A 14,583-nucleotide genomic window follows, 5' to 3' on the forward strand; every position below is an offset into this window, starting at 1 on the left:
GCTGCTCGCTGGATCGCCAACTTCATACGCTCGTCTACATGTTGAAGCGGACAGCACACGCATCCATCGCCATCGCCCTCGCTGCAGGCACCGCGGGCGCTGTTGGCACCGCCGTTGCGGCGGGCCGTGGTGACGCCTCATTGGTACGGACCGACAGGGGCGCCGTACGCGGCACGGTGACCGACGCCATGCGTACCTTCCAGGGGATTCCCTACGCCGCCCCGCCCACCGGCGAGCGCCGCTGGGCGCCCCCCGCGCCCGCCAGGAGGTGGCACGGTGTCCGGGACGCCACCGAGCCGGGCACCGCCTGCCCCCAGACCGGCCTCATCCCGCCGGTCGGGCCCAAGTCCGACGACGAGGACTGCCTCTTCCTCAACGTCACCACTCCGCGCACCGCCTCCACCAAGCCCCGCCCCGTGATGGTGTATCTGCACGGCGGCGACCACACGGACGGCGAGGGCGCCATGCACGGTGCCCAGCGGTTGGCCGCCCAGGGCGATGTGATCGTGGTGACAGTCAACTACCGGCTCGCCGCCCTCGGCTACCTCGCCCATCCGGACCTGGAAAAGCGCGGTGAGTCCGGCAACTACGGCTTCCGCGACCAGCAGGCGGCCCTGCGCTGGGTGCAACGCAACGCAACCGCCTTCGGCGGCGACCCTGACAACGTCACCCTCTTCGGCCAGTCCGCCGGCGGCTACAGCACCTGCGCCCATTTGGTCGCCCCCTCATCGGCCGGCCTCTTCGACCGGGTCATCCAACAAAGTGCCCCATGCACGGCCACCATGGGCCAACGGGACCGTGAGGACGCCCTGGCGGAGGGCGAGGCGACCGCTGCCGGGATCGAGAAGGAGCACAGTCTGGACGACTGGCGCACCGCCTCCCCCGAGCAACTGGTGAATCCCTTCGGTATGGGCCCCGAATACACGCCCGTCTACGGCAGTAAGCTACTGCCCCGCACCCCGCAGGAGGCGTTCGCCACTGGGCAGTACAACAAAGTCCCCGTCCTGCAGGGCATCAACCGCGACGAAGAGCGGGCCAGAGTCTACGGCCTTGAGCTGGCCAAGAAAGCCGCCACCGGCGACCCGGACGCGCAGATCGACCAAGCCGACTACCACGCCCGCCTGAAAGAGGAGTTCGGCAAGGAGCAAGCCTCCGTCATCGCCGCCCGCTACCCCATCAGCACCTACGACAACTCACCGGCCCTTGCCCTCGCGGCGGCCCTGACCGACGGCAACTGGGCCCGGCACTCCGTCGACAGCGGTCGGGCGCTGTCCGGCCACACGCCCACCTACAGCTACGAATTCGCCGACAGCGAGGTCCCCTGGTACTCGGATGCGAACTACCAGAAGCCCGGGTTCGAGGTGGGAGCCGCGCACACCTTTGAGCTCCCGTACCTCTTCGAGCTCGACGCCTACGAATCGCTTACCCCGGAGCAGCAGGGCCTGTCCAGCGAGATGATCCGCATCTGGACGCACTTCGCCCGCACGGGCAAGACGCACTGGAAAACCACCACCCCGGCGGCACCGAACGTGGAGTCCCTCGCCTCGGGCCCGGGCGGCATCCACCCGGTGGACTCCGCCAAGGAGCACCGCTACGACTTCTGGAAATCACTTGGCTGACCGAGGCAGCCGGGGTGCAGCCCGGTTGCCGTCATAGACGCGGCCTCCAGGCTCTGCGCAGGGTGGGACGACGCCGAAAGAACTGCGACGTCGCCGGTGCGGAACCGCTGTGACATCGCGATGGTTTGAAGATCACCCCGGCGCGGTCCAGGAGGTAGTCGCGGTCACGGATGGTCGCCGGCGCTGTGCCCAGCGGCGAACTCTTCGAGGCCGGGGAAGAGGGCGGTATTGACCGTCCCGGTGCGCTCATACTGCTCTTTGCACAGCCGCCGGCAGGCCGATGACGCAGACCGGTGTGGACTGGGCGGGAATGCTTGTGTGCCTGCCCCCACAAGGTCAGAGCCAAGCGGCGGTATCCGCCTTGGGACGGGGTGTGTCTCAGCTGTGCAAGGTGCTGCGTGAAGTGAGGCCGGTGCTCGCCCTTTCGCCCAATCCATCGGTGTCGTAGGTGTAGTAGGCCGTGTGGTCAAGCATGTCGGCGGGGGTGACATCGTTCCAGGGCCGCATGGTTGCGTGCAGATCCACGACGTTGGTGGTGGCGGTGGCCGGCAGGTAGCTGGAATCGGGGTGCAGCCTCTGCCAGTCGGCCCACAGCTTGTCTATGAACGTGTGATGGAGCCAGAAGACGGGATCGTTGGGCGAGGCGCCGGTGGCCATATGGCCGCCTACCCACATATGCACCCTGTTGTGCAGATTCAGACCGCGCCAACCTTCCAAGAGGTTTCGAAAGCCGCTGGAGGCGCTGTTCCACGGGGGCATGTCGTAGGTCTCGATGGCCAATACGGAATCGACGTCCGCCCGGGTGGGAAGCGACACTGCGCCGTCGCCGAGCCTGCGCCGCAGGAAGGGGCGCGTGTCCACGCCCGTGCGGATCGACCAGCTTCCGGCGAGGTGAGCAAAGGGGCCGCTCATGACCTGCCCGTCACGGACACGTCCTGTGCCGCCGAGAAAGTCCGCGCTCCACAGAGAGGAGCCGATCTCCCGGTCCACCGTCCAGTCCCAGTAGGGCAGTGTCACAGAAGGGTCTATCTCCTGCAGCGCGGTCTCGAACTGCAGAAGGAACCTGCGATGCCACGGGAGGAACGACGGTGAACGATGCCCCACCCGCGGCCCGCGGTCCGTGTCGCTCATGATGAACTCGTTGTGCGTTTCGACGTAGAAGTCGTAGCTCCCGCGGCGTTTGAGCTCCAGCACAGCGTTGACGAAGGTGCGCTTCTCCCTACCGGTGAGACTGGCCTGGTTCTTGCGGACTGCCATGAGGCTGCTCCTCTCGGATCTGTTGCGCGCGGTGAATTCAGGCTTGAGGTGTGAGGTCGGCACCGGCCAGGTTGTCGACGGCTGAGCGGGCCGCTGCCCGCGGGCCGGCAAAGAGCTCGTAGTGGTCGACGATGCTGACCCATGTCCCGTCCACGTTCTGCATCACGTGCAGTTCGGTGCCGTCCACCAGCACGAGGTAGCCGGGGTCCTCGTGGTGGTGGCCTGATGCCACCGGAATTCCCTGTATGCGACGCCCCCGGTACAACTCGTCGAACGGCGCCGGACCTTCACATTGCTCTCCCTGGTGCGGGAGTCGGCCCTTGCCATGTCCGTCCGGTCCGGACCTGACGCTGTGTGTCCGGGCCTTTGCCGCCGGGGCCGCTGCCGCTGCCGTCGCACCAGCAGCTATTGCAGCCATGCAGCCTCGCATCACTCGTCGTCGCGTGAAAGTCGGCACACTGTCTCCCATCGTGAGTTCGCTCATGGAAAGCTTCCGAGCTCTACTGGACCCGGGCCCCGGATGGTGTCAGGCGCCCCAGCCGACAGGAAGAGGAGCAGGGACCAATGCGGTCACCCTGTGCTTAATTCCTCAACTTCCCAGGAACGGAGAACATCCGCAGCACCCGGTTCGATCTCCTCCGGGGCAGGAAAGTTGTGGCACATAGCGAGGCGCTGCAGAAAGATTTACGTGATGTGCAGATTCTGAGGACGTGTTCCCTCGCGCGAACGCGGCGTGAAGTCATCGCCCATCCCAAGCCCCGAAGACGGGGAATGGGCTCACCAATTGTTCGCTCGTGGGCCGCATCTGGGGAATCAAACCGGAGGGAGGCTGGGGGCAGAGCGTGCCGTCGCGCCGGGGCACACGCCCGTGGGTGTCCCAGTGGCCTACCTGGCTTGCATGAGGGCTCGGTCTGCGGCTCGGGGCTGGGCAGCATGGCAGCTGGGAGGTCACTTCCGCGCACCAGAAAGTGGTTCGCCGGCCTGGGTGTTGCGTGGGTAGCGTCGCTGTCCACGACCTCGTCTCTGCGGACCGAGCGGCTGCTCCTGGAGCTGTACGTACGGGCTGCCGTGACGGTAGGTCAGTCGGCCACAGCGTGAACTGATAACTGGGTTAAAAGTGCTGATCTGGCGTTCGTATCCACAGAAAAGCGATGCATCACACTGCTGGGCACGAGTGTTCCAGCGGCATAGCCGGCCGGACGCCCGACAGACAGGGAGGAAGAACATGCCGATCACTCAGAACCAGGGTTCTACCCCTCGGGGAGCCAGACGGTGACCTGTTCGAGCGGCAGGCGAGTCGGTTACATCGATCCGGGATCCGCGTTGACGGTCCGGAACGTCCAGGCCGAAAGGCTGGCACCTGCGAGGTGGCGATCGCCTGCACCCACGGAGAGCCGGATGCCCTGGAAGCGCAGATCAGCGCGAACGGCAGGACCCCGGGCACCTTCTCCTTCGACCCCACCGAGGCCTACAACACCCCTCGCTGGGTGACCATACCGCTGGTCCTTGCCGCTGGATCGAACACCATCCGCTTAGAGAATCCCTCGGGAGCGGCTCCGGACATCGACGTGGTCAGCGTGCCAGGCGCCCCCACCGGCTGAGCGTCGGGGCATGCGCCGCAGGCCGAACACCGCAGGCGGCCCTGGCCGGGCCCGCGTCGCGGATCCCGGCCAGGGCCGATGCGAAGCCCACTTCACCGATGACGGGCGGCCTCACGGCGCTTGCCCGCACGGAGAAGCACAATGCCTGCGATCAGCAGCACGGCTCCGGCCGCGGAGGGCCACAATTGGGCGCCGGTAGATGCAAGTCCGCCCTCTGCGGTCTGCGGCCTGCCGGCGCCGTCCGGCACCGGTTGGTTCCCACCGGACTCCGGCTTGCCTTGCGCACGGGGAGTTGCGGCATCCGATGCCACGGCGGCCTTCGGCTTCTGCACCTCTGGCGTGGCGGACGGCTTGCCTTGCGCACGGGGAGTTGCGGCATCCGATGCCACGGCGGCCTTCGGCTTCTGCACCTCTGGCGTGGCGGACGGCTCGCCCTGCGCAGGGGGAGTGCCGACGGCCGGACCGGCCGGGTTCTCGGGCCTCTGCTCCTCATTCGCGGGATCCTGCGTGTCCTGCGCACCGGGAGTGGCCGCACCGGAGGGCTCATCCGCGGGCTCTTCTGTATTGCTGGCCGGAGGGGTGGCCGGGTCGCCGGAGCCGCACTTGCGTCCGTCGTTGATGCAGCGAACCAACTCCTGCATGAGGTCGTCATCGAAGACGTTGATGAAGTCGCCGTGGTCGGTGACCGGCTTGTGCAGCTGCTCGGGGAAGGAGTCGACCGCGAACACAGCGGGGTTGTCCCCCTCGAGGGCCGGCGGCGGCACGTTGTAAACGATCCGCTGCACGAGCTGCGGGATGGCCCGGAAGCCGTTCGCGCAGCGGCCGTTCTGGTCGGCGAAAGCTACGTGCGTACGATGGTTGGCACTGTCGATGTTCTGGCCGTCCCAGCAACTCTGGAACTTGAAGGAGCGGACCACCTGGCTGCCTTCGGGGCAGATCGGGTACTTGTCCTTCAGCTGACGATCCTCGAACCCGGTGCAGCTCCAGGAGGCATTGGCGTTTGCGTTGCCGTTGACATGGGCTTTGGCGTCACCTGTGATGATCCGCAGGAAGCGGGGCATCGCGGTTACCTTGCCGACCGGGCTTCCAACGAAATTCAGCGTGACCTGAGACGGAGTCTGGATCTCTCCGACATTCTGGTCCTTGCCGCCGCCGTCCGCATTGGCGTCGTTCTCGTTCTGGCCGTTCCGCAGACGCAGAACCGGCCAGTAGTAAGTCGATTTGTCCCCTTGATTACGGCAGGTGGTCTCCCCGCCTGCGAGATCGTCGTCGCTCGCAAACGCGTCGTTGGCCTGATTGCCCACGTAGTCGTGCATGTGGTGGGCACCGTTGCTCACACCGGGGGCGACGATCACGTTGTCCGGGTTGAACTTTCCGTTCGCGTTGACACCGCAGTCGGTGGCGAACACGCCGCGGGAGGCGTCCCCCAGCTCATCGGGCTTGCGGACGTTGGGCTGCACGGCCTCGATGTCGACGAAGTCGGAGGCCTTGGGGCCATTGCCGGTCTGGCCGCCGTCACCGCTGCCGTTGCCGGCCTGATTGCCGTTGTCCTGCTTGCCGTCGCCGTTCTGGCCATCGCCCTGGTCCTGGCCCTGTCCCTGGTTCTTGCCCTCGTCCGTGTCGTCCACCTGCAAGGTGCACGGCGCCAGCGCCTCCAGTACCTGCGGACGCGTACCCGTCACCCGGCTGACGGCTGCAGAGATGCGGTCGATGCTCGCTGCGCGCTTGTCCTTCAGCGGCTCGAGGACGGCCTTCTGGGCGAACTGCGGATCCTTGCCTATCTGCTCCTTCTGGTCCACGAACCGCTGGTACGCCTCAGTGATCTGGCTGTCCATCGTGGCCAGTTCACGGTCGACCTCGGGCTTCGCCGTCTCCGGAACCTCGGGCAGCGCGTTGGCAACCTCAGGGCATTTGATGGTGGACGCAGAGGATTCGGCGCTCCGGGTCTGGCTCTGCTGTTGCTCGCCACCGGTCGAAGAACCCCACACTTCGCCGGCAGAGGCGTAGGAGTTGACCGCGATGAGACCACCCCCGCCCAGCATCAGCGCAATCGAGGCAACGAAAGCTCTCCCGCCTCGTCTTGAGCGTCTTCTGGCTGAATGTCCCATTGCAACTCCTATGCTTCATAGCCGGTCGGCCCGGTACCTGGCCCGGCTGCGGGGGAAGCGCTGAACTACATACGGAAGTGGCGCGTGATGCGTTCAGTCCATGAAGGATTTCGTAGCAACATCCAAACCGGGCTGCGACACCCGGTTGACCTGCCGGCGTATCGCCGCTCAGGCCGGCGCAGGTGCCAGCGCCGACTGGGGCCGGATGTGGCAACTGTCCGGGGGTGCCGGAACGTCTTTGGGTCATGATGCATCCGAGCCCCGATCTCCCGCCGCGCTGGCCGCACTGCGGCCACGGTGCGGCGCAGGCCGCCCCGGTTGGCTGCCGCGGCATCCACGTCCCCGGACACGACGCCTGCCTGGCCCACCTGGACGATGCTGATCGCACCGCCTATCTGGCCACCCTGGCCCCCGGCGCCGATATCGACCACCGCGGCACCGTCTTCACCGAGGAACTGCTGAGCGAACTGCTCACCGCGCTCAGGGACTTGGCCACAGACCGGCCCTGCCTCGGTCGCGCCCAGTTCGGCGGGGCGAAGTTCAGCGGCGACGCCCGGTTCGGCTGGGCGAAGATCGGCGGCGACGCCTCGTTCAACGGCGTGGAGATCGGCGGCGATGCCCGGTTCAATGGCGTGGAGATTGGCGGCGACGCCTGGTTCGACGGCGTGGAGATCGGCGGCGACGCCTCGTTCAGCGGGGCGGAGATTGGCGGCGACGCCTGGTTCGACGGCGCGAAATTCGGCGGACACGCCCGGTTCGACGGGACGAAGATCGGCGGCCACGCCGGATTCCGCAGCGCGGAAATCGGCGGCCACACCTCGTTCGACGCGGCGGAGATCGGCGGCCACGCCGGATTCCGCGATGCGAAGTTCAGCGGCGACGCATGGTTCAGCAAGGCGGAGATCGGCAGCTACGCCGGATTCCGCGGGGCGGAGATCGGCGGCGACGCCTCGTTCAGCCAGGCGAAGATCGGCGGCGACGCCTGGTTCGGCTGGGCGGAGTTCAACGGTGACGCCCGGTTCAACGGCGTGGAGATCGGCGGCGACGCCTCGTTCAGCCAGGCGAAGATCGGCGGCGACGCCCGGTTCGGCGGGGCGTTGATCGGCGGCGACGCCCAGTTCCTGGGGGTGTTGTTTGAACGCGCTGCAGTGATGGGGCCGCTGGCCTGCACGGGGACGCTGGATCTGTCGGAGGCGGTGTTCGAGAAGGCGGTGATCATCGAGGCGGCAACGGCGGCCTTGATGTGCTGGCGGACGCGGTGGGCCCAGACTGCCGCGCTGCGACTGCGGCACGCCACCGTGGATCTGAGCGACGCGGTTCTGGAATACCCGGTGAGCATCGCCGCCCGCTCCCGGCCCTTCATCGTAGACAGCGAAGAGATGGCCGAAGCCGGCCTGACGGATCCCCGCGTACGGGCCGTATCGCTGCGAGGTGTGGACGCGGCGCATTTGGTGCTCACCGACATCGACCTCACCGACTGCCGGTTCGCCGGGACCGTCCACCTCGACCAGTTGCGGCTGGAAGGGCGATACACCCTGGCCGCCGCCCCCTCCGGTCTGCGTCGACGCGGGATGCGACCAATGCGCTGGACGCCGCGCCGGACGCTGGCCGAAGAGCACCACTGGCGAGCCGGCCGCGGCACTGCCACGAGCGGCTGGAAGCCCGCACCGGAGGGGGAAGAGGTACTGGAACCGGCCGCGCTGGCACCGGTCTATCGGCAACTGCGCAAGGCCTTCGAAGACGGCAAGCATGAACCAGGCGCCGCCGACTTCTACTACGGCGAGATGGAGATGCGCCGCCACGCCGACGACATCCCGTGGGCCGAGCGGAGTCTGCTCACCGCGTACTGGGCGCTGTCCGGCTATGGCCTACGGGCCTCTCGTGCTCTGGGATGGTTGCTGGCAGCCATGACCGCCACCGTGCTGGCGATGATGCTCTGGGGCCTGCCGCAGGGCGACCCGAAGCCCACCAGCACCGGCACACTCACCGGCCGCAGCATCACGACGACCACCGAGACACCCGATCCGGTCAACCCCGACGGGCCGTTCCGTGAGCGTCTGCTGTCGACCGAGCGGTTCGAGAAGTCCCTGCGGGTGGTGATCAACTCGGTGGTGTTCCGCTCCTCCGGCCAGGACCTGACCACCACCGGCACCTACACCGAGATGGCCACCCGCCTCACCGAACCAGTACTGCTGGGCCTGGCCGTCCTGGCCATCCGCGGCCGCGTCAAACGCTGACAGCTGCCGCTCCCGCCTCTCTTGTGTCACTGGAGGGTGGTGGCGTGGCCGTGCGGAGCCGCGGTGGGTCTCGGGTGCCCGCCACGGCCCGGGGGTGCCAGCCGGGATAGCGGCGGACTTGGTAGTCGTCCAGGCCGCGCGCCTGCTTCGCGGTCTGGAAGCATTCCTCAACGGCCCACCGGCTGCCTGCAATGCGGATGCGGACCGCTTCGTGCCGTCGGAGGGCGCGCCCGGAGCCGTCCCTTCGTGTGCTGTCGGGAACTCGGTAGCGGACGCCTCTTGAGCCAAACAAATGAACCATGGTTCACTTCTTGTGTGGCCTACCGCAGAACACCCGAGATGCAGGCCCGGCTGACCGCTCTGCGCGGGCGGATCCTCACGGCCGCGCTGGACATCGTCGCCGAGCAGGGCTACGCAGGCTGCTCGGTCGCCACCGTCGCCGCGCGGGCCGATGTGGCGACCGGCAGCGTCTACCGCCACTTCCCGGCCAAGTCCGACCTGGTGGCGGAGGTCTTCCGTACCGCGTCGCAGCGCGAGATCGACGCGGTGACCCGGGCGGCGGACCTGGAAGAGACCATGGACGCCCGGCTGGCCGCGATCGTCGAGACCTTCGCCGGCCGCGCCCTCGCGTCGCCCCGGCTCGCCTATGCCCTGCTCGCCGAGCCCGTGGACCCCGCCGTCGACTCCGAGCGCCTGGCCTTCCGCCGCGCCTACGCCGACGGCTTCGCCCGCTACATCACCGAGGGCATCGCCCGTGGTGAACTGCCCGATCAGGACCCCGAGGTGAGCGCCACCGCGATGGTCGGCGCCATCAGCGAAGCCCTGGTCGGGCCCCTCGCGGCCGGTTCGGCCGGGCCCGACACCATTCCCGCCCTCATCGCCTTCGCCCGCCGCGCCCTAGGAGTCCAGCCGTGACGACGCATGACGTGTTCAACCAGGTACCCGAGCTCGTGGGCCACGACACCGCCGAGGACCTCGCCCTGCTCGATGGTCTCGTCCGCGAGGGCGCGGGCTGGGCCACCGACGAGGTGCACCGGCTCGGGCGACTTTCGGGCTCCGCCGAGGCCCAGGAGTGGGGACGGCTGGCCAACGAGCATCCGCCGGTTCTGCGTACGCATGACCGGTACGGGCACCGCATCGACACCGTGGAGTTCCACCCGGCCTGGCACGAGCTGATGCGCACCGCCGTGACTCACGGCCTGCACGCCGCGGTCTGGGCCGACGACCGCGAGGGTGCGCACGTCGCCCGCGCCGCCAAGTTCTACACCTGGCGGGCCGAAGCGGGCCACGGCTGCCCCGTCTCCATGACCTACGCCGCGATACCTGCCCTGCGCCAGAGCCCCGAACTGGCCGGCCAGTACGAGCCGTTGCTGTCGGCGGGATCGTACGACTTCGGGCTGCGCGCGCCGCTCACCAAGACCGGACTCCTGGCCGGCATGTCGATGACCGAGAAGCAGGGCGGCTCCGACGTCCGCGCCAACACCACCAGGGCACAGCCGCATGCGGACGGCTCGTACCGCCTGACCGGGCACAAGTGGTTCACCTCCGCGCCGATGTGCGACGTGTTCCTGACGCTCGCCCAGGCACCCGAAGGCCTGTCCTGTTTCCTGGTCCCGCGTGTGCTGCCCGACGGTACGCTCAACCCGCTGCGGCTGATGCGTCTGAAGGACAAGCTCGGCAACAAGTCCAACGCGTCCTCGGAGGTGGAGTACGAGAACGCGGTCGCCTGGCGTGTGGGCGACGAGGGCCGGGGCGTGCGCACGATCATCGAGATGGTCAACATGACCCGGCTGGACTGTGTGATCGGTGCCGCGTCCGGGATGCGACAGGGTGTGGTCACGGCCACTCACCACGCCGTGCACCGGCAGGCATTCGGTAAGTACCTCGTCGACCAACCGCTGATGCGCAACGTCCTGGCCGATCTGGCGGTCGAGTCCGAGGCCGCGACCGTGCTCATGTTGCGGCTGGCCGGTGCCACCGACCGGTCCGTGCGCGGCGACGCGTCCGAGACAGTGTTCAAGCGCCTTGCACTGGCCGTCAGCAAGTACTGGGTCTGTAAGCGCTGGCCGGCGCACACCGCCGAGGCGCTGGAGTGTCTGGGAGGCAACGGATACGTCGAGGAGTCGGGCATGCCCCGGCTGTTCCGCGAATCCCCGCTGATGTCCATCTGGGAGGGATCGGGCAACGTCGCCGCACTGGACGTGCTGCGGGCCATGGCCAAGGAGCCGCAGGCGGTGGAGGCGTTCTTCACCGAGGTGTCTGCCGCCACCGGAGCCGATGCGAGGCTGGACGACGCCGTGCGCCGGCTGCGAGCCGAGCTCGCCGACCTGGAGGACATCGAGATGAGGGCGCGCCGCATCGTCGAGCGGATGGCGCTGGTGCTCCAGGGTTCCCTGCTCGTCCGGTACGGGCACCCGGCAGTGACCGACGCCTTCTGCGCCTCCCGGCTGGGCGGCGACTGGGGCCATGCCCTGGGCACTCTTCCGTCCGGTGTCGACCTCGCTGCGATCATCGCCCGAGCCACGCCGAAGGTGAACTGACCGGCTCGTGCCGACCAGTGCGTTCGGAGGCCGGGAGCTTGCCCATCGAAGGGCGCTGCCCGGCTGAACAGCGCCTCGTGCGGCTCGACAAGCTGACCCCACGTTTCCTGCCGTGACCACCGTGCGCTCGACGATGTGACGTTGGGCCAGGACGGCCTCTGTCCCGCAGCCCGGTTCCAGTCACTCACACAGGGGAGCAGCGCCGCTCTTCCGGGTTCGACCTGCCGGGACGGTGGCGGCGCTGCTTCCGTCGGTGGGCGGTCTGTATCTGTCCTGGGCGGCGTTCTGCGCCGATCGGCAGGAGGCGGCCGAGGGGCGTGGACACTGCGTGGCCGAGATCGCTGATTGGCTGGCGGTCTCGGTGCGCGGTCAATGGGACGCCGAGGCTCGGGTGCGTCGACTGAACGACCCCTACCGCGGGACGACCACACCGATCGGCACCTGGCGCTAGTTCGAAGCGTCGGTGGCATACGTACCGCGGCTCTCCACATCGAAGCGCACTTCCCCCTCGATGCGAGTGCGCAGAGCCTTCTCCAGGGCCGCCACGTCCATCGCTGGTTCTCACTCTCGTCGGTCGCCCGAGTACCCGTGCAGCGCCGTCGAAACCGTCGTGGCGCTGCAGCTCTGCCCGGCCTCAGGGGTGAGCCGTGTCTCACCCGGGCGGTGCCCACTTGTCTATGCAACGAGTTGCATAGAAAGATCGTGGCATGGCGCTCGAACACGCGATCCTCGTCTCTCTGCTGGAGCAGCCGGGCTCCGGCTATGAGCTGGCCCGGCGGTTCGAGCGGTCCATCGGTTACTTCTGGACCGCCACCCATCAGCAGATCTACCGCGTCCTCAAGCGAATGGAGAGCGGTGGCTGGATCGACGTCCGCGAGGTCCCGCAGCAGGCCAGGCCCGACAAGAAGGAGTACTCCGTCGCCGCCCCCGGCCGGGCCGCCCTCTCCCAGTGGCTGCACGAGCCGATCGAACCCGAGAGTGTCCGACACGACCTCGCCGTGAAGATCCGTGGTGCGGCCTTCGATGACCCGGCCGCGCTGATCCGGGAGGTCGAGCGGCACCACCAGACGCACACCCGCCGCCTCGCGCACTATCTCGCAGGAGAGCTGCGTGACTTCACCGGACCCAAGGCCCCAAGAAAGCCCGACGCCGCGCAGGAACTCCAGCATGTCGTGCTGCGCGGCGGCATCGCGTACGAGCGGATGACGCTCGCCTGGCTCGACGACGTACTCGCGACCCTCCACCGGCTCGGGGCCGAGCGCTGAACCGCACAACGCGCCACCGCCGGCCCCGACGACTCCGTTCACCGTCCCGCACCTGGTGCTCTCCAACCCGCCAACCCTCAACTCTCAGGCCGAAAGGCGAACATCCATGGCCGACCCGCTGCTGTTCAACCCGCGCACCTACGACCCGGCGCACTTCGACCCCGAGACCCGCAGGCTGCTGCGCGCTACCGTCGACTGGTTCGAAGATCGCGGCAAGCGCAGGCTGATCGAGGACTATCGCTCCCGTGCCTGGCTGGCGGATTTCCTTGCGTTCTCCGCCAAGGAAGGGCTGTTCGCGACCTTCCTCACGCCGGCCTCCGACGCCCGCCGGCAGGACGACAAGCGGTGGGACACCGCCCGGATCGCCGCCCTCAACGAGATCTTCGGCTTCTACGGGCTCGACTACTGGTACGCCTGGCAGGTCACCATCCTCGGTCTCGGCCCGGTCTGGCAGAGCGACAACGCCGCAGCCCGCACCCGCGCGGCCGAACTCCTCTCCCAGGGCGAGGTGTTCGCCTTCGGCCTGTCGGAGAAGGCTCACGGCGCCGACATCTACTCCACCGACATGCTGCTGGAGCCCGACGGGGACGGCGGCTTCCGGGCCAGCGGCTCCAAGTACTACATCGGCAACGGCAACGCCGCCGGTCTCGTCTCCGTCTTCGGCCGCCGCATCGACATCGAGGGCCCGGACGGCTACGTCTTCTTCGCCGCCGACAGCCGTCACCCGGCGTACCACCTCGTCAAGAACGTCGTCGACTCCTCGAAGTACGTCAGCGAGTTCCGCCTCGACAACTACCCGGTCGGCCCGGACGACATACTGCATACCGGCCGCGCCGCCTTCGACGCCGCCCTCAACACCGTCAACGTCGGCAAGTTCAACCTCTGCACCGCCTCGATAGGCATCTGTGAACACGCGATGTACGAGGCCGTCACCCACGCGCACAATCGCATCCTCTACGGCCGCCCCGTCACCGCATTCCCGCATGTACGTCGCGAGCTGACCGATGCGTACGTCCGCCTCGTCGGCATGAAGCTGTTCAGCGACCGAGCCGTCGACTACTTCCGCTGCGCCGGACCCGACGACCGCCGCTACCTGCTCTTCAACCCCATGACGAAGATGAAGGTGACCACCGAGGGTGAGAAGGTCATCGACCTGATGTGGGACGTCATCGCCGCCAAGGGCTTTGAGAAGGACACCTACTTCGCCCAGGCCGCCACCGAGATCCGTGGGCTGCCCAAGCTGGAAGGCACGGTCCACGTCAACCTCGCGCTGATCCTCAAGTTCATGCGCAACCACCTGCTGCGCCCGGCCGAGTACGCGCCCGTGCCGACCCGCCTCGACGCGGCCGACGACACGTTCCTCTTCCGGCAGGGACCGGCCCGCGGTCTGGGCTCCGTACAGTTCCACGACTGGCGCCCCGCCTACGACGCGTATGCCGATGTGCCCAACGTCGGGCGCTTCCGGGAGCAGGCGGACGCCCTGTGCGAGTTCGTCACCGCCGCCGCGCCCGACGAGGAGCAGAGCCGCGACCTCGATCTTCTCCTTTCCGTCGGCCAGCTGTTCGCGCTCGTCGTGCACGGCCAGCTGATCCTGGAACAGGCACGCCTGACCGGCCTGGACGAGGACGTGCTCGACGAACTGTTCGCCGTCCTCGTACGCGACTTCTCCGCGCACGCCGTCGAGCTGCACGGCAAGGACTCCGCCACCGAGGAGCAGCAGCTCTGGGCGCTGGCCTCGGTACGGCGTCCGGTCGTCGACGACGCCCGCTCGGCGCGTGTCTGGGAGCGGGTCGAGGCGTTGTCCGGGGCGTACGAGATGGCGCCATAACAACGGAGCAAGCCGGGCTGCCCGCCCGCGATGCCCGTAAGGGCGCCGGAAGCCACGGCGCTCCCCGCGGCTCGGAGGTGGGCAGCCGGGGTGCGACGCCCGGGACCAGATGTGCAAGGCGAGGGCCA

At 68.0% G+C, this 14,583-nt stretch carries 11 protein-coding genes; 8 read left to right on the plus strand and 3 right to left on the minus strand.

From position 1 onward, the window contains the following. Window positions 1-38 precede the first annotated feature (38 nt). Window positions 39-1,619: a carboxylesterase/lipase family protein gene (locus tag OHA61_RS39140; RefSeq protein ID WP_406307140.1), complete on the plus strand. Its 1,581-nt coding sequence runs from the start codon at window positions 39-41 to the stop codon at window positions 1,617-1,619. A 378-nt stretch (window positions 1,620-1,997) separates the two neighbouring features. Here the strand turns inward: OHA61_RS39140 and OHA61_RS39145 are convergent, their stop codons facing one another. Both OHA61_RS39145 and OHA61_RS39150 read right to left on the minus strand, forming a co-directional pair. Beyond that, the gene (locus OHA61_RS39145) at window positions 1,998-2,876 is read right to left on the minus strand and encodes a tyrosinase family protein (RefSeq protein WP_406307141.1); all 879 of its coding nucleotides are present in this window, start codon (window positions 2,874-2,876) and stop codon (window positions 1,998-2,000) included. Window positions 2,877-2,913: 37 nt separating this feature from the next. Then, complete coding sequence (locus OHA61_RS39150; protein WP_406307142.1) at window positions 2,914-3,360, minus strand: tyrosinase cofactor; 447 nt, start codon at window positions 3,358-3,360, stop codon at window positions 2,914-2,916. A gap of 883 nt (window positions 3,361-4,243) precedes the next feature. On the opposite strand from OHA61_RS39150, the gene OHA61_RS39155 reads away from it, so the two are divergent. Further along, entirely contained in the window at window positions 4,244-4,477 is a 234-nt protein-coding gene (locus OHA61_RS39155) for a hypothetical protein (RefSeq protein ID WP_406307143.1), read from the plus strand. Between the two features lie 92 nt (window positions 4,478-4,569). On the opposite strand, the gene OHA61_RS39160 is transcribed toward OHA61_RS39155, so the two are convergent. Further along, a complete protein-coding gene (locus OHA61_RS39160; protein WP_406307144.1) occupies window positions 4,570-6,585 on the minus strand; it encodes a DUF1996 domain-containing protein in 2,016 nt (671 codons plus the stop codon). Between the two features lie 248 nt (window positions 6,586-6,833). Between OHA61_RS39160 and OHA61_RS39165 the strand changes: the two genes are divergently transcribed. From OHA61_RS39165 to OHA61_RS39190, 6 genes are all read left to right on the plus strand, one after another. Next, window positions 6,834-8,822 (plus strand): pentapeptide repeat-containing protein, encoded by a 1,989-nt coding sequence (locus tag OHA61_RS39165; protein WP_406307619.1) that lies wholly within the window; start codon window positions 6,834-6,836, stop codon window positions 8,820-8,822. Window positions 8,823-9,137: 315 nt separating this feature from the next. Beyond that, the gene (locus OHA61_RS39170; protein WP_406307145.1) at window positions 9,138-9,737 is read left to right on the plus strand and encodes a TetR/AcrR family transcriptional regulator; all 600 of its coding nucleotides are present in this window, start codon (window positions 9,138-9,140) and stop codon (window positions 9,735-9,737) included. After that, the gene (locus OHA61_RS39175) at window positions 9,734-11,362 is read left to right on the plus strand and encodes an isovaleryl-CoA dehydrogenase (protein WP_361906044.1); all 1,629 of its coding nucleotides are present in this window, start codon (window positions 9,734-9,736) and stop codon (window positions 11,360-11,362) included. Before OHA61_RS39170 ends, OHA61_RS39175 begins: the two co-directional genes overlap by 4 nt. A gap of 232 nt (window positions 11,363-11,594) precedes the next feature. Next, the gene (locus tag OHA61_RS39180) at window positions 11,595-11,813 is read left to right on the plus strand and encodes a hypothetical protein (protein WP_406307146.1); all 219 of its coding nucleotides are present in this window, start codon (window positions 11,595-11,597) and stop codon (window positions 11,811-11,813) included. 256 nt (window positions 11,814-12,069) lie between these two features. Next, window positions 12,070-12,627, plus strand: a complete 558-nt coding sequence (locus OHA61_RS39185) for a PadR family transcriptional regulator (protein WP_406307147.1) — start codon at window positions 12,070-12,072, stop codon at window positions 12,625-12,627. Between the two features lie 106 nt (window positions 12,628-12,733). Further along, entirely contained in the window at window positions 12,734-14,455 is a 1,722-nt protein-coding gene (locus OHA61_RS39190) for an acyl-CoA dehydrogenase family protein (RefSeq protein ID WP_406307148.1), read from the plus strand. Window positions 14,456-14,583 lie beyond the last annotated feature (128 nt).

Source organism: Streptomyces sp. NBC_00885 (assembly GCF_045207475.1).
In the GTDB taxonomy this organism is placed as follows: Bacteria; Actinomycetota; Actinomycetes; order Streptomycetales; family Streptomycetaceae; genus Streptomyces.

What these genes read in the sequence shown, in the direction of transcription:
- OHA61_RS39190 (WP_406307148.1), top strand. Translation starts at nt 12,734, where the DNA reads ATGGCCGACCCGCTGCTGTTCAACCCGCGCACCTACGACCCGGCGCAC.
- OHA61_RS39150 (WP_406307142.1), bottom strand. Translation starts at nt 3,360, where the DNA reads ATGAGCGAACTCACGATGGGAGACAGTGTGCCGACTTTCACGCGACGA.
- OHA61_RS39145 (WP_406307141.1), bottom strand. Translation starts at nt 2,876, where the DNA reads ATGGCAGTCCGCAAGAACCAGGCCAGTCTCACCGGTAGGGAGAAGCGC.
- OHA61_RS39140 (WP_406307140.1), top strand. Translation starts at nt 39, where the DNA reads ATGTTGAAGCGGACAGCACACGCATCCATCGCCATCGCCCTCGCTGCA.
- OHA61_RS39185 (WP_406307147.1), top strand. Translation starts at nt 12,070, where the DNA reads ATGGCGCTCGAACACGCGATCCTCGTCTCTCTGCTGGAGCAGCCGGGC.
- OHA61_RS39160 (WP_406307144.1), bottom strand. Translation starts at nt 6,585, where the DNA reads ATGGGACATTCAGCCAGAAGACGCTCAAGACGAGGCGGGAGAGCTTTC.
- OHA61_RS39165 (WP_406307619.1), top strand. Translation starts at nt 6,834, where the DNA reads ATGCATCCGAGCCCCGATCTCCCGCCGCGCTGGCCGCACTGCGGCCAC.